The organism is Chryseobacterium sp. G0201, assembly GCF_003815655.1.
Classification (GTDB): Bacteria; Bacteroidota; Bacteroidia; order Flavobacteriales; family Weeksellaceae; genus Chryseobacterium.
Genome location: NZ_CP033917.1, coordinates 3765232 through 3780798, shown reverse-complemented (window position 1 = coordinate 3780798; position 15567 = coordinate 3765232). Strand labels below are relative to the sequence as shown.

Sequence of the window (15567 nt, the reverse complement as noted above, 5' to 3'; positions counted from 1 at the left end):
TTTCCAGTAAAATAATAAGACGAGTGATTTCTGACCAATTTTACTCCAATCAGTGCCATCTTCTTATGGCCAACAGCATAGTGGGAAACATTGCTAGGCAATTTGTTAACTTTACGAAATTAACCGTCACAATTCATGACTGCCATAAATAAAATAATCACGCAGAGTAAGTGTAATTTCGAAAACTGGGAATGTCAGCTGGGCGAACATCTTTTACTGCAAGGTGAACCGGAGACTAACGGCGATGAAGTCGATCGGGAACGCATATTTTTTCAAACTAATGACTTATTGTTTAGCATCGCTGAAAATTTTTTTTCATATGTCAAGTTTAAGGATAGATGGGATACTTCTAACTGTTTCATGTTTCCTTTTGGTCAGTATATCTTATTAAAATCTGAAAAGATGGATATCAGTTTTAACTGGGGAGTTGAATTGAATGATTTCTATCTGGAAACATACGTTAATCATTCAGAAAACCTTCGGTTCATGTCTGATGATTTTTGGGCAATCTTGCTGGAGTTAAAGGGTATCGGTGATTTTGAATATTCAGGTGGCGGAGGCTTGAATATTCAACAAAGGCCATATTTTGAAAACAAGACGAGCGTAATTTTTCAAATCATACGAACATTCATGCTAAATCAAACTGATCGCATGCATGATGGAAATACTCAATGGGAATTTGGATCTTTGGTTCTGAAATGGAAAATGGATAACAACTGGTCATCCTTGTTGGAACGCGCTTGCAAAGCTTTCCGATTGATGTATCAATTAAATTATCAATTATGGAAAGTGCACGATCTTACCAAAAAGAAGTGATAATACCCTGATTCTTGCTGAAATGTTCGCTATATGGAAAAACCACAAAGAATTGACCCCTTCTCACCAATAAAAGTGGATCAGCGATCAAGTGGTTTACAGTTAATTTCCCTATACTTTAAAATTGGTTGAATGGGATCAATCGAACTGGTTTATGCATTTTAAGTTTTAAAGGTGATAATTATAAAGAGGGAGTTGGCATCCATTTAAATTGCTTGCAAGGTTACTGTTAAAGCACTTGTATGCTCATCAAATGCAACAGTAAGAAGACTGCCTTTTTGCTTGAGCTGGTTACTATAAACAGAATCACTGGAGTTTGACATTTTTTTTAATTGTGCGATGTACCAGTCCGATGCTGTTTTATTAATGATATCTGTAAGAAGCCTATCGATTAAAATGGGCGTTTGATTTTTCTTAATTTCACTTTTCTTCATGACAACCACCATATTAACGGTGAGGATAATATCATTTCTGGAAAAAATCTGCATACCTCCTTTTCTTTCCCAGTTGACATAATAATAATCGCTCTTCCTGACCTCCTGTCCTTTTTTAAATTTGAGTTTAGGATAAGATTGTTCAATCTCTGCAATCAGCTTGTTGGCTGGAGGAAACTCTTTCTCCACAGTTATTGGCAAAGAATATCCCGCGAAGATTTGATTTCCCGCAGACAGGAAAGGACTACAAAGAAGACATCCATGCAGGAGCAACAGTAATGAAATGGTATGTTTCATATATTAAATAGTTCAATAAAGTAATAGAATGCTATAAAATGCGGGATGCACTAAGTTTAATTCTGTATCAGAATTATTATACTAATGTAAATATAATATATTCACATTTAAAAATTTTAAAATTGGGAAAGGAATGTTACTGCACCTCGCTTCCAGTAGTCCGCCTTTACGCTAAATTTCCGATATAAAAAATCCGAAGATACCGCTGCAAGACGGTTTATAGACAAGGATTTTTTTGTTTAACAGCACATCGTGTGCGAGCTAATTTACATCTACCTCAAAACTTTCTTCGCTGATTCTTTTAGTAACCTGAAACTTAACCTGCCATTGCTGGTCAACCCAGTCGGTAATCTGATCGCGAAATTCAATTTCAAATTTCGTGATATCGATTTCATCACCGATGATGATCAGGTACGCTGCATCAGATATCACTTCAACAGCAACGACTTCTGTTGGCCAAAGTGCTTTGATCTCATCAGGTAGCTTCGCAATATTTGCTTGTTCCTGAATAAACATGCCCATATTCTCGATGATATCATCCAAAATTTCATCTCCGCTTGTTTGCGCCCAATTTCCATCTACTTTTTGGATACTACCAATCAGTATGTCTTGAACATAAATAAAATATGGGCCATTCCGGTGTTCCTGGATAATCGTGTGAATGATTCTCCCATTAGAAGTGCTCCAGGGGAAATCTAATCTGATCATTTATGGTTGCTTTTAAGACTATTTCCAAATCCAATTTTCATCGTTAATGTATTCAATTTCATATCTGGTGCAAACCTCTTGAAAATAGTGCTTTAGTTCATTTATATTTTCAATTTGGGATTTGGGAAACATTATAAAAACCTGAGTTTTAAGTTTTATAAAAAAATTTTCTTTGGTCTCCGATATGTACTCAAAATTGCTATAAAAAAATTTCGATTCTCCATAAATATTGTTGCTTTCAAGATAATTCTCACTTAATGTCGTTCTGTATTCAAGTCCAATAAGTTTTTTATTTTCTTGAGATTTAGAAAGTTTAGTAAAATATTTTTTATAATAAATTTTTAAATATTGTGGAAATAAAATAAAAGTAATAGCTGCAACCACAAAAGCTACACCTGCAATAAATTTATTCAGAAACAAAAAAATCAAAGTCAATAATAGAAAAATTACTCCAAAAAGAATCCTTCCCGTTTTCCGCGATTTTTTTAACGGTTCTGATTTGGATGCAGAATATAGTAAACTATCTAGAATATTTTTCTCAGTTAAAGTTAGAATGATTTCGTTCATTTTCGAGTTAGTTATCTACTAGTTGTTAGCATATCCACAAGGTTCGACCCTTTGCATTGTAAGGAAAATCAAGGGATCTCAGCCCTGTTTACTCATCGTTAAAGGTAACAATTACTGGGACGTGGTCGCTATATTTGGTCCAAAAATCGTAATCGCCAATTTCCACAGACTTAATTTTTTCCACCATATCTGCTGAGACAAAGCAATAGTCGATATGATACGGCTTGTCCTTGTGCCGATACATGTAAAGTGTCGGATGCTCTTCTGTTCCCTGCGCTTGCTTATGATATAAATGATAAGTACTAAAAATCCCTTTATCTTCTAAAAGTTGTACAACACTTGAATGCGTTTTTTCTCTGTGCTGTCTGTCCCAAATTTTGTTGCTGTTGAAATCACCAACAAGAACGGTCTTTGTGCTCGCCAGTAAGGAGTCGTAATAGTGAATAGCTTTCCAAACCTGTTCAATATATTGTCCTTCTCGGTCTGCTGGATTATTAGCCCAAACTGCAAATAGGTTAAAGTCAAATTGTCCGCACGTTACAGCGATAGGGATAATCATTTTCAAATCCTGGTTATGGTCGTCAAGAACCTTAAACCGATAATCACTGTAGGAAAATATTGCAAGTCCCTTATTTTGATTTTTTCCGAACCACAAAACGTCTGTTGGCTTTGGTGTGTCAACCGAAAATAAGAGCTTGTCCGGATGCTCGCATTCGGGAACGATTAAAATGTCTGGTTTATGGGTCAGAATGAAATCGGCTTTTTTCCTGTAAGCCATATTGCAGTTCCAGGTTATTATTCTCATATTGTCTAGGGTGTCACACAACGGTTTTGGGCTTTGAGATGGTGGCAAATAGGATTTAGTCCCCCGAACTTCGCACAAAAGTCAAATTGGAAGACAGAACTTGAGCCTATGTTCCTAAAGCCTTACTATTGCATAACCATGTTAGCGGTTCGTTGTTCTTCGTTGTGTCTTTTGTCTACTTAAAGTGAGCAAGTGTGACATCAACCAAATGTTCTATTTCTATAAAATTATTGGCAAGTTCGATAATCTCATCTTGGAAATTTTCGATGTCTATTTTTAGCCAACCTTCCATTAATGTCAATGGTCCAAAATCCAAACTTACATTTTTCCATTTATTTTTATATAACTTAAAACTATCTCTAAAAATGTCTGCAAATTTTCTGCTTTCTATAGAATAACCTTTTAGCTGCCTCAGTTTAAGTGCATGTATATTGTATAAAAGTTTTTCTTCTTTAATAGATGAATCGCTAATCCAAACAGAAAAGAAAATTCGTGATTTAGAAATCAATGGATCTTGAAATTGGTTTGTCCATGACCTTTTATATAATTTCAAAACCACGCAGTCTTTCCCATACAGTACAACCGCACTTTCAACATGTTTTTTGGTAAGAAGTCTTTTGTCAAGCTTATCGGCAGCCTCTTGAAATTTTTCCAGGTAATAAGAAGTGTCCATTCAATATTTTGGTTTTAAGATTTGACTTTTACTGTCTGCAGACGATGCGTTTGTTATCGTACGACTATAGCCACTAACATACAAATATAAGCAACAACCTTGCTAAGTTCTATGGCCCACACTACCACGGGTAAATACTTCCAGCCTACATTTCGGTTTCTATCTACACTCATGAGTAACATTAGGTCTATTGATAATTTCAAAACGCTCATAGATACCGCATTCACCTCAATTGATTTTACGACTGGGTAAAATTATAAGGGAATATATTTTCAAACGAAACGGACAAAAAGGCAGCCAAGGTAATGCGGTCAGCCTACTCTCCTCCCACCAAAAGACTACGGCATAAACGGTTTCCTCCCCATAAATGGGTCCCCTCCAATTATTCCGTTTCCTTCTGGTTTTTGCTATTGACCGCAGTAGTTGTCTGCTTTCTTTTTTTCCGTTTTTTCTTTTGAAAAAATTATTTGGAAGGCGGAACGGCAAAACAAAGAAAGGCACAGCTAACAATATTGTACAACAATTAAATCTAAAGACATGAACATCATTGGAAGATTAACAGCAGATGCAAAAGCAAGCATCCTGAAAGACGAAAGGTCAGTCGTTAACTTTTCTATCGCAGTAAACGATAGCTACAAAAACAAACAGGGTGAGTGGATAAAACTCACTGAGTATGTGGACTGCTCATTTTGGCAATCGCCAAAAGTAGTACCTGTACTCACGCAAGGTACATTGGTAGAGCTCACAGGATGGGCAAGCGCAAGAGCGTGGAAAGACCAGAGCGGAGAACCCAAAGCACGCATTAATTTTCACACCTCACAATTCAAAGTCTTAAAAAGGGGCGGTAAAAAAAGTGATGAAACTTTCTCTCCACAGGGCAGCGATAGTATGGGCGGTAGCAATCCCGAACATGATGACCTCCCTTTCTAGTCCACTTCAATCAATCAATCAATCAATCAATCAATTCACCACTAACAATTTAAAATTCAATATCATGGCACACAATTTAAATTTCAACGACAAAACAGGTAAGTATTCATTTTTTTCTGTTCAGCAGAAAGCATGGCACGGATTAGGGCAAATCGTAGAAGATTATCCCACAAGTGAAGAGGCGATTAAACACGCAGGATTGGACTACGAAGTCATCAAAGCACCTTTGTTTACCAAGGGCGGTACAATGTCTATTGATAACGATGGAGAAATCAAAGAACCTTCCGACATCTTACTACCTAACAATTTTGCAACACTACGCACCGACACCAATACTGCACTCGGTGTCGTAGGTAAAGACTACCATATCGTTCAAAACAGAGAAGCCTTTTCTTTCTTTGATGCCATTGTAGGCGGTGGGGATGGAATCCTGTACGAGACAGCAGGAGCATTGGGCAACGGGGAACGTATTTTTATTACAGCCAAACTCCCCGACTATATCCGTGTAGGTAATGGCGATGATGTAACCGAAAAGTATATTTTCTTAACCACCTCCCACGATGGTAGCGGAAGTATCACTGCCGCATTTACCCCTATTCGCATCGTTTGCCAGAATACCCTTAACGCTTCATTGCGCAGTATGTCCAATGTCGTGCGCATCAAACATACCGCAGGGGCTAAACAACGTTTGGACGATGCCCACAAAGTAATGGGACTGGCTAACAAAATGAGTACCGAATTGGAGGGAATCTTTAACCAATGGGCGAAAGTCCGTGTAAATGATAAAGAAGTAAAACGCCTTATTCAATTGGCGCTATGCCCCAACAAAGAAACCCTTGACCATCTGCACAAAGGCAATGAAGATGAAATTTCCACCGTATTCAAAAATACCGTTGAAGATGCATTTGCTTACGCCATGCTATCAGATACCCAACAAATGGAAACCACAAAAGGAACTTTGTTCGGGGCATATAATGCCGTGACAGGCTACTATCAGAATGTACGCAGTTACAAGGATAGCGAAGCCAAAGTACAGTCCATTGTCATGGGCGGTACAGCGCAAACGAAAGCACAAAAAGCATTTGACCTCTGCACCTCTTTTGAAAAAATAGGTACAGATGCACTTTGCTTCAATTAATTACAAACCATTGGCAACCACCCCAATTTGGTGGTTGCCTTAAAAATCTAATATCATGGGAAGATATATGAATGTTATGCTAAAGAAGCAAAATAGAAATGACATTTTCATTTTAATGCTTAATGAAGAACTAAAAAATGAATATGGCGCAAATACCGCTACGAAATTCAATCCGTGGTGCGAGCTACAGCAAGAAGCCAATTTTATGAACAAGGATAGGGAAGGAAAAAAACAATGTCCTGGCCTGAAACGACCTGTCACACCTGAACACCTGAGTAAAAATTTCTTTTGGTTTAGAAACGGTTTTTTCTCGATAAAACTTTCAGGAGGTACAACCGCAGATGAAGGAAAAGATGCCGTTGCCGTCTGCAAATGGATAATTAAAACCAACTCAAAATATATTGACAGCGAGCAATCTGACAATTACGATATGGTTACCGTAGCGGAGTACCTTAATTCAGCTTTTGAAGAAGCAGGATATAACCTTGATGAACTCTGGAAAATGTAAATCTACACTTCAAAAAAAATCCAATGCAAATAGAAATCTATAGAGCCACCCTCAAACACGATACAGGAAAAATAAACCTCCACGTAGTTTCTCTTAGTGGCGAGCAGGGTGTAAAAGAACAGATAATGACAGCCGAGAAATGCCCCGAATCTGCCATCGTCAATATAAAAAAAATATCAAAATAACGATAAAACAGCAACGATATGAAACCACTAGAGCGAATGAATAACGTAGAAAAGGGAAAAATGCTTGCAGACCTATTGCCCGAAGAACTGCCCAACATAACCCTGTTTATTTCAAAAGAAATAGAGCGATTTCTCAAAAATGAAGACCATAACAAAAGTATTTGGAAGGGAACTTTACTAACCGCCAATTTTTGGTACAGTCTTGTGCGAAATGTTGAAAAGGCCATAAAACATTGCGGTAGCAAACTGCATAAAAATCACCGATGGTTTGCCGACCAGCTATTTGATGGTTACAACGCACTATTCGCCATTCATTGCCTTATCGAATACGCCTCTACGGCAGAATGTAACTTAAAACTAAGGCAGGGAATACACTTTCTTTTCAGCGAAGCAAAAGTCATTCAAAACGCCCTAACTGATAAATAACCATAGCACATTGATACTAAACGTAAAATAATACATAAAAATAATTATGAAAATTGGAATCATCACCTACAAAAAGTTTGCAGAGCGGGTTTTACTGGATTGTACATTCATCATAGATGATTTATTCAACATCATGCTCAGCGACAGCGATTATGTCAAATTCCAAATCGTTGACGAAAAGGAAAATTTGTTACTATCCACCCATTATCCCGATACGCAAGTAAAGGCTGAATACATTCAAGTTTTAAGGGTTAAGCGCGAAGTTGAAATTTTAGGGACTACTTACGATGCTTACAAAACACCTTCATTGGTACATAGAACAAAAGTCACATGGAAAACAGCCCACGGCAGTTTTAAAACCAGAAAGGAAGCCCAAAAATATGCCGATAGAATGAACCTTAAAGCAAGACTTTCTATTGAAAAATTTATCGTGCAAAATCAAGGTTAGAAAATATGTCCACACTAAAAAATTACGTAGACCAAGCCTTTCCTAATGAATGGCAACAGAGGGAACGAAAATATGCTGAAAAATTAAGGAACATCATTAGAAACGCCCTGCCCGATTGGAATCACACCTGCTTATACTGCGCGGAGAAGAAGGGAGAGCAGAATATGTCGAAAATATGGCAAGCTATGAAAAACGTCTTCGTGCAATCGGACATGACGAAGAAAGCATTTTAAACTTAATGACTAAAAAAATAATTCTCAATTATGGAACGAACTAATTTTTTCAATCAGATAGCCCAAATGAATTTTACAGGAGATTTGCAAATCACCATCAAAAAGGGCGCAGAAAGCAATTGGATAGTATCGGTATTGCTTCAAAACGAAAGTTGTGGCGATAATGCCAAACACTTAATCGTACCCTGTACGCTTAGGGGAACAGCACAGGAATTGGACGAGGACTTTTTCGCAACCATCACCTCACCACTTGAAATGGCTTCGGGACTAATGGTTAATATGGAAAGCTTTATGAAACAGATGGAGGAAGCCAAAAAAAATTCGGCAATAGAAAAGGAAAAATCCGAAAAGGAGAAAAAAGAAAAAGAGGGAAAAGATAAAAAATTTCAGGAAGCCATGTCAAAATCTGCTGACCTTGAAAAAGAACACAAGTATAAGGAAGCTTGGACAGCATTGCCAAAAATCGCAGACTTTCCCGAATACAACGAAGCCATCCGCAAAAGAATGTCGGAACTAGAAAAATTTCTTGCCCCTAGCCTATTCGGGGAGTAAAACAATTACTTAACTCTAAAAATCAACGATCATGTTATTAGCTACCCAACTCGAAAGAGTATTTATTCTTAAAGATAAAGAACAGGAAATTACCCTGAACGACCCCGAACCGAAATGGAGCGTTGAAAGCGTATTGAATTTCTATGCCAACACCTATCCCATTTTAACAACTGCTAAAATATCAGCACCTAAAATTAAGGATGATAAAGTACAATATCAGTTTGAAAGCGTGATTGGCACTAAAGGTTAAATTAAAAATTTAAAGAAATGAACCATGCAACAACCTATCATATCGGGAACAATAAAAACACCCGAAGAAAAACGGCAAAGAAAGTTGAACAGGCAACTTTACGAGTTTTCAAAATGGATGGAACGGACAAGGGATGCACAGGAAATCCGAAAAGACAAACGCCAGTCTGTGCCGATAGCCATGCTTCCAATGGTTTTCTAAAAACCAAGTTCCTGCCCAAACTGAAAACAGCGCAATCCCTGCAAGCTAGTGAGAGAACAAGTAAAATGGAAAGGGAATTTTATATTTCCCTTTCGAGACTTTCAAAGCACTACGGGATTGAGTTACTTGATACAGGGCAATTTTCCTATCCGTACAATATAGCGCTTTCCCTTTGGAATGCAAAAACCCAGTTAAAAAACAAAGTCAATAATCTGGAAAACTTACAGTTTGTACAGGAGACGAAGAAACATTTCCTAATGGCTAAGGAATCTTGCAACGTTGGATTAACCTTATTCTACATTCCCGTAGTCCCACTCTTTTCAATGCTGAAAGATAAAAGAAGAACTAAAACGGCACAATTACTCCTATCGGTTTGCAGTTACTTATACCATATTGTTGATGTTCCTTACTACAGGCAGGAGGATTCATACCTGTTTTGGCAGTACGAAATGATGAGTGATTGGATTGAACAGGATGAAGAAGATGTGGATAATCAAAACTGTAAAGATGAACTCAAACAGGCAGAGCGCATTGGCGACCTTGTGGAACAAAAAATCTACAACCGCAAAACCTTAACAGCTTTTGAACACCGCTTAAACAGTTTTAAAGCCCTTGACGAATTTGATATCGAATGCCTGAGAATGGCAAAAGAAGCCTTTGAACTTTATACCCAATACCCTGACGAGAATATCTTTAGAAATGCAAAACCGCTTCATGATGATAGTAATGATTATGATGCATACGAGCAGGAAACTATACCAATGGAGAAGTACATTTCCTTTTCGGCAGATAGCACGGGTTGGCTCTCTGAAAGCCTTTCGGAATGTATCAACAATGAATTTAATGAATATGGAGATGTGCAGGAACCCCAAATTTTCAAATGCTTCGATGGTCGCCCAATATCAGGTAACAGCCTGAATTTTGAAAATCGTCTGTTCGATGTATTGGATGAATTAATTTATCTCCTAAACACTTATAAAAAAACAAAAAATGGACACCTCAACTGACCTTACTGAAAATTTTGGTACACTTTACCACCCCAAATCGGCTTTAGTTTTCTATCAAACCGTAACGGGAAACCCCGACTGCTATGTAGAATCATTCGATATGGATAAACACGGAAACTTAATTAACGCCCATCCTTTAACCCTGCGTGAAGCGAGTGCCTTAGCTAAATCCTTAACAATAGAGTCTACCGATAAAAAACCATTTTTAAAATCAGATGGAGTTATAGACAGTCATATCTTGCAGGTTGACCCCATGCACGATGGTATTGTAATATGGTACAGTAAAGCACAATTAAGAAATCTGCTTTTTATAGAAAAATTGGGTATTCCAAATGGAAAGGCAAATTTGCCCCCTCTTCTTTGGATCGCTAACAGAAACAGGATTTCGGTCTACGCCCTGAACACGGGCAACAGACCAACAGAAAAAACCCCGCTTTATCATGCTCCATTTTTTAATGTCAATTCAGATGGAGCGGTATGTATGGGAACGGTGGATGTGAACATCAAGAAAACCGCTTCATTAGAAGAATTTACCACAGCTTGGGAAAACTATTTTTTTAACTCCTATTTCAGCCATTTAATGCCTAGTCATAACCCGATAAACGGCAATCTGGTCAGTATTTTTAAAAAGTTAATCCATACGGATAAGCCTTTCCCAAAAGAAAAATTAATAAAAACCAACAGAACCCTTAAAAATGTACTGCGATGACACCAAAAATGAGAATCCATTTTACAGATAATTATCTGCTGAACCCAACCAATCCGATTGAAGTAAACCTTATTGGTGCAGGCGGTACAGGCTCAAAGGTACTCACTGCCCTGCTTGAAATGAACCACAGTTTGATTGACTTGGGACATGCAGGTTTGTCAGTTAGATTATGGGATGATGACATCATTACCGAAGCCAATTTAGGCAGACAACGATTTGCGCAGTGTGAGGTAGGATTGTATAAATCGGTTGCCCTCATTAACAGGGCTAACCGATGGTCAGGAACAAACTGGAAAGCAGAAACCATAAAATTTCAAAAAAATACATTGGGAAAAGCACCCGAAAATGCACAGGCAAACATTTACATCTCCTGCGTAGATACGGTGAGCGCACGTTTTGAAATTGCTGAAATTTTGAGGGGCATCAATAACCGATGGGGTTATCGTAATACGCCAAAGTATTGGCTCGATTTTGGAAATGGGAAATTTACAGGACAGGTTATACTATCCACTATAGAAAAGTTAGAACAACCACAATCCGAAAAATATGAAACGGTTGCCCATCTGCCTTTTGTTACCGAGGAATTTGGAGATTTACTAAAACAATCGGAATCCGAAGACGACACGCCTAGCTGTTCTTTAGCCGAAGCATTGGAAAAACAGGATTTATACATCAATTCCACGCTCGCACAAATGGGTTGCTCTTTATTGTGGAATCTGTTTAGAAATGGATTGACCGAAAACAGGGGCTTTTTCCTGAATCTTAAAGATTTTCGCTCGCAACCCATAAAAGTTTAACGAAACGCCAAATGGCGGTTGGTACAAAGATACCCCCTCCCCGTGTTCGGGAACATCTTTGCACGCCAAAATCGGAGCAACACCATTCATCAATTTTTCCTGCCACATTCACCGAAATTGCCGAATACAGTTGCGGACTTTTGCGTGGGATATTCCAAATATCCCTTCTTACATTTGGATGGACTTCTTTTCTTTCCACATCAGCGGCCAAAGAAAAGAAGCAAAAGAACGCCGCACATTATAAATGGTTAGATCTATATAAAATTATTCCCATTGTTTTTTATTGCTTCTTTTGTGGCAGAACCGCTTTGTACAATTTGGCAAATATTTGCTCATTTATTTCGCTATCCCCTAACAAACCCAATAATTCGCTAATCCTCAGTTTTCAAAACAGCCAAACGCCACAATCAAGCATTTTATCTCAATTATGTGATTTATAGCTTATATTTGCATAAAGCTAATTTTTTTCACTCCATATCTCTGGCCGGATTCAAAAGTGTAGAAAAGTCAATTGTGTTTAAAAGTCTCCCATTTAGAGAGATCTTAAGCATAATTATAAACTATAATTTGAAAAATGGCCTCTAATGAAAATCAAGTTTTACAAACCAAAAAACGGCATCCTTAAAAAATATATTAAAGGATATTACTTCATCCTGCACGATGAAAACGCAGAACCCCTAAAATACTGGACTTTCCCCAATAATTACTGTATCATCTCAGTAAGCCTTAACACAGATGTACTATTGGAAGCGAATAAAATTACAGTTATCCCAACAGATCAAACAAACGTTTCTGCTGATCTGGTCTGGAGATACGTTTCTCCCGTGGAAATATTTTATGAAAAACCCGTTACTGAAATCACCATTTACTTTAAACCACTAGGATTAAACCATTTCATAAAGGATTTTGGTGATATTCTTCGGCAGAACAACATTGTACAATTCAACGCCTTTCCAGATTTTAAACAAGAGATGGAAAAGATTTTAAACTATAAAGAAAGAAAATATCAAATCCAGGAACTCGAAAAATATTGGCTATCGAAACTATTACATCGGAATTTCAACTTAATGAGGAATGTATTACAAGATGTTGAGTCTGATTATAAAATTGCAGAAATAGCACGAAAGCATCATATCGGCAGGCAATACCTCAATAAGATCTTTATGAAAAATCTTGGGAAGTCGCCTTCTGAATATCGCAAAATACAACGCTTCAGAAATTCAGTCGCTACTAAGAAACACGTCAAAAATTTAACAGAACTATCCTATGAAAATATGTTTTACGATCAATCTCATTTTATCAAAAGCTTCAAGAACCTCACAACACTTAATCCGAATGCCTTTTTTAAACAGGTAAATACCAATAAAAATAATATTTGGCTTTTTGTTTAAGCACATATTTCTCCCTGAACAGCGAATGATAACCATTAAATTATTATCATTTCTTTTTTTGTACTTTTAAAAGTATAGATTAAACATGCATGCATCGCAAAATAAAATCCCTTTCACTTGTTTGTATCCTTCTGCTACTGCTTTATAGTGGCTGTAATAAAACGCCACATACACCCGATGAAAAAGCAAAAGCTTTGATTGTAAAACTATTTGCAGCTAGAAAAAATCATACCTACGGATATGAAGCAGGTACATTTAGCAAATTGGACAGTGCTTTTACAACGTATCAGGATGATTCTACTTACAAAGCCTATGCAGATAACGTTTCGCACTACTTGGACATGAGCACTGCCGCTTTTACAGAATTGGCAGCAGTAGGATATACTGCCGATACGATTAAAAGCGAGGTTAAGAAAAAGCAAGCATGGAAAGTAATGCTAAAAGCTTCGGCAAAGCAAACCATGTACAACGATAGTGCTGATTTTTACAGCAAAAAAACTACTTACATAAAAAATCACTACCGACCATTTTTTAAAGGCTGGAAAATTACACATGAATATAAGGCCAATAACGCTTTTGGTATTCCTGTTTCACAAAAAACAACTTTCTATTTTAATATTCCATTAACTGAGATTACCGGACCTGAAGACATTGTAAAATTTGCAAGAAACAAACTGTAATACGGTGCTAGGTTAAATAGAATAAGTTTTACAGAAATCTGATTGGTAATTATACCTCAAAAGCTTTTTTCTCTCTGGCAATATCTTCCCACCGCTTCCTTATGAAATCTTTAGGGCGTATTCCATTAATCTCCTGAAATAAATCTGAGAAATTGCTTCGCGAGGCAATTCCACATTCTTCTGCCAATGTTTCGATTTTATAGGAAAGTAATTTTTCTTCCTGATAAAGTCTCTTTGTAATATAGGCTATACGTAACTCGACCAGATACCGTTTAAAATTATTCCCTTTATACTCGTTAATTATCTGTGATAAATAGGTATGATTTGTATCAAATTTGAGGGCCAGTTTGTTTAAAGTAATTCCACTTTCCAAAAACCCCAGGTTGCTTTCAAAGTCATCAAGTTTATCCAATAGATCATCCACTATTTCTTTTTCGATGTCAGATTTTTTGACACTTTCATCCCTTGAAGGAACAAGATCTCCGTTGAGGATTTTTTGTTCCACAATCCTATATTTCTCACGTATTCGCTTCTCAGCCCTATATTTTACAACAAAGGCAATTACAAGAATGCCAGCAATAATCCCTAAAGTGCGATTCACCCATGCACTTACAGTGGAATTTTGCTCCAGCCTCATTTTTTCTTCCCTCAAGTCCCGCAGATCATACTCGCGGTGAATCTTGGATGAGAGATAGGCAAAATCCTGACCTATAGTGCTATCGGCTTTTATTAGTTGCGTGGTATAGTACAGCTCCTTTTGCGGATTGTTTTCCTTTCTATATTCAGTGATTAACTGCTCATAATTATTTCTTAGTTCGGGAAGTATAAAATTATGTTTCTGAAAAACGGAATCAACTTTCTTGAAATAAAGCTTAGATTTATTGTGATCACCAAGTTCCTGATATGACTTTCCAATATAGGAGTAACATACCGTCGCCCATGCAAAATCATCCACACTGGCAATCGAGATCAGCGAACCATTTAAAGATTTTATGGAATTTTGATAGTCTTTCTCATAATATTGGCTGATGCCCTTTTCCTTAAGGAAATATCCGTACTCCTGGCTAAAGTCTTTATTTCCCGTGGTGAGTGACAGACCAATATTCGTCAATGAATCCGCTGATTTGGGAATACCTATATAACGGTAACAGACAGCCATTTGGTGCAGGCTGTTATAATATCCCCTAATGTTTCCATAGATCAGATTACGATTTATGTTCTTGCGGGATTCCGCCTCAAAAAAAGTTTTAGTCTGTTTAAATAATACCAGTGCTTCATCATAATGGCCAATATAACTTTTAACAACACCAATTAAATAGGCCAGTCTATTCTTATGGTACTGATCATTAGTCTTTTTTGAATACTCGTAGGCCACCATATATTCAGCCAAGGCCAATTTATATTTTTTAAAATTAAAATAATATACGATTCCCTTGTGCAGATAAGCCCTGCTTAATATACTATCGTTCTTTGTTAAATTTGCTGCCAAGATCGCACTGTCGGCATATTTCAGTTTAGCATTTGGATGTGGTGAATACTGGATGGCATCAAGATACCCCTCTACAAGTCTCGGATAATTCTTTTCGCCTTTTGCTTTAGCAATATATTTCTCGATTAAGGGTAGCGCACTCGAATCATTATTTGCCCTGTTTTCATATTCCCGCTTGATCAGATAATAACCACTATATCCCTCTTTTTGTGCAAAAAGAGGTTGAACGAGAACAATTAATAGTATAAAAACATAAAAATAAGGACGAATAACTATCGACATGGTAAAGTTTCTACATCAAAATTATGAAATTTAAGCCAATT

Annotated in this window: 21 protein-coding genes; 15 read left to right on the top strand and 6 right to left on the bottom strand. The window is 37.1% G+C overall.

Annotation, left to right across the window (positions count from 1 at the left end; genetic code table 11):
• The first annotated feature begins 135 nt into the window (after positions 1–135).
• Positions 136–816, top strand: coding sequence for a hypothetical protein (locus EG348_RS16935; protein WP_123984151.1), 681 nt, complete (start codon positions 136–138; stop codon positions 814–816).
• A 206-nt stretch (positions 817–1022) separates the two neighbouring features.
• Here the strand turns inward: EG348_RS16935 and EG348_RS16930 are convergent, their stop codons facing one another.
• The 5 genes from EG348_RS16930 to EG348_RS16910 all read right to left on the bottom strand — a co-directional run bounded on the left by EG348_RS16930 (position 1023) and on the right by EG348_RS16910 (position 4300).
• On the bottom strand, positions 1023–1547 hold the full coding sequence (locus EG348_RS16930; protein ID WP_123984150.1) for a hypothetical protein: 525 nt from the start codon (positions 1545–1547) through the stop codon (positions 1023–1025).
• Between the two features lie 261 nt (positions 1548–1808).
• Positions 1809–2255, bottom strand: a complete 447-nt coding sequence (locus EG348_RS21775) for a hypothetical protein (RefSeq protein ID WP_164463317.1) — start codon at positions 2253–2255, stop codon at positions 1809–1811.
• Positions 2256–2273: 18 nt separating this feature from the next.
• Positions 2274–2822, bottom strand: a complete 549-nt coding sequence (locus EG348_RS16920; protein ID WP_123984148.1) for a YcxB family protein — start codon at positions 2820–2822, stop codon at positions 2274–2276.
• Positions 2823–2910: 88 nt separating this feature from the next.
• On the bottom strand, positions 2911–3648 hold the full coding sequence (locus EG348_RS16915) for an endonuclease/exonuclease/phosphatase family protein (protein WP_228414769.1): 738 nt from the start codon (positions 3646–3648) through the stop codon (positions 2911–2913).
• Positions 3649–3802: 154 nt separating this feature from the next.
• Positions 3803–4300, bottom strand: a complete 498-nt coding sequence (locus tag EG348_RS16910) for a hypothetical protein (protein WP_123984147.1) — start codon at positions 4298–4300, stop codon at positions 3803–3805.
• A gap of 537 nt (positions 4301–4837) precedes the next feature.
• Here EG348_RS16910 and EG348_RS16905 point away from each other — a divergent pair.
• From EG348_RS16905 to EG348_RS16850, 14 genes are all read left to right on the top strand, one after another.
• Positions 4838–5230, top strand: a complete 393-nt coding sequence (locus EG348_RS16905; RefSeq protein WP_123984146.1) for a single-stranded DNA-binding protein — start codon at positions 4838–4840, stop codon at positions 5228–5230.
• 64 nt (positions 5231–5294) lie between these two features.
• On the top strand, positions 5295–6368 hold the full coding sequence (locus EG348_RS16900; protein WP_123984145.1) for a DUF932 domain-containing protein: 1074 nt from the start codon (positions 5295–5297) through the stop codon (positions 6366–6368).
• Positions 6369–6423: 55 nt separating this feature from the next.
• On the top strand, positions 6424–6876 hold the full coding sequence (locus EG348_RS16895; RefSeq protein WP_123984144.1) for a hypothetical protein: 453 nt from the start codon (positions 6424–6426) through the stop codon (positions 6874–6876).
• Positions 6877–6899: 23 nt separating this feature from the next.
• Positions 6900–7061 (top strand): hypothetical protein, encoded by a 162-nt coding sequence (locus EG348_RS21770; protein WP_164463316.1) that lies wholly within the window; start codon positions 6900–6902, stop codon positions 7059–7061.
• An 18-nt stretch (positions 7062–7079) separates the two neighbouring features.
• The gene (locus EG348_RS16890; protein WP_123984143.1) at positions 7080–7487 is read left to right on the top strand and encodes a hypothetical protein; all 408 of its coding nucleotides are present in this window, start codon (positions 7080–7082) and stop codon (positions 7485–7487) included.
• Between the two features lie 46 nt (positions 7488–7533).
• The gene (locus EG348_RS16885; RefSeq protein WP_123984142.1) at positions 7534–7935 is read left to right on the top strand and encodes a hypothetical protein; all 402 of its coding nucleotides are present in this window, start codon (positions 7534–7536) and stop codon (positions 7933–7935) included.
• Between the two features lie 115 nt (positions 7936–8050).
• Positions 8051–8212, top strand: coding sequence for a hypothetical protein (locus EG348_RS21765; protein ID WP_164463315.1), 162 nt, complete (start codon positions 8051–8053; stop codon positions 8210–8212).
• Positions 8199–8720 carry a PRTRC system protein E gene (locus EG348_RS16880; protein ID WP_123984141.1) on the top strand — a complete coding sequence of 174 codons (522 nt, stop codon included), beginning with the start codon at positions 8199–8201 and terminating at the stop codon, positions 8718–8720. The genes EG348_RS21765 and EG348_RS16880 overlap by 14 nt, the downstream gene beginning before the upstream one ends.
• Before the next feature lie 31 nt (positions 8721–8751).
• Positions 8752–8970 carry a PRTRC system protein C gene (locus EG348_RS16875; protein ID WP_123984140.1) on the top strand — a complete coding sequence of 73 codons (219 nt, stop codon included), beginning with the start codon at positions 8752–8754 and terminating at the stop codon, positions 8968–8970.
• Positions 8971–8987: 17 nt separating this feature from the next.
• The gene (locus EG348_RS16870; protein ID WP_123984139.1) at positions 8988–10178 is read left to right on the top strand and encodes a hypothetical protein; all 1191 of its coding nucleotides are present in this window, start codon (positions 8988–8990) and stop codon (positions 10176–10178) included.
• Positions 10162–10887: a PRTRC system protein B gene (locus EG348_RS16865; protein WP_123984138.1), complete on the top strand. Its 726-nt coding sequence runs from the start codon at positions 10162–10164 to the stop codon at positions 10885–10887. Before EG348_RS16870 ends, EG348_RS16865 begins: the two co-directional genes overlap by 17 nt.
• The gene (locus EG348_RS16860; protein WP_123984137.1) at positions 10884–11684 is read left to right on the top strand and encodes a PRTRC system ThiF family protein; all 801 of its coding nucleotides are present in this window, start codon (positions 10884–10886) and stop codon (positions 11682–11684) included. Before EG348_RS16865 ends, EG348_RS16860 begins: the two co-directional genes overlap by 4 nt.
• Positions 11685–12268: 584 nt before the next feature.
• Complete coding sequence (locus tag EG348_RS16855; protein ID WP_123984136.1) at positions 12269–13075, top strand: helix-turn-helix domain-containing protein; 807 nt, start codon at positions 12269–12271, stop codon at positions 13073–13075.
• Between the two features lie 89 nt (positions 13076–13164).
• Positions 13165–13755: a hypothetical protein gene (locus tag EG348_RS16850; protein WP_123984135.1), complete on the top strand. Its 591-nt coding sequence runs from the start codon at positions 13165–13167 to the stop codon at positions 13753–13755.
• A gap of 49 nt (positions 13756–13804) precedes the next feature.
• On the opposite strand, the gene EG348_RS16845 is transcribed toward EG348_RS16850, so the two are convergent.
• Positions 13805–15526: a helix-turn-helix domain-containing protein gene (locus EG348_RS16845; protein ID WP_123984134.1), complete on the bottom strand. Its 1722-nt coding sequence runs from the start codon at positions 15524–15526 to the stop codon at positions 13805–13807.
• Positions 15527–15567 lie beyond the last annotated feature (41 nt).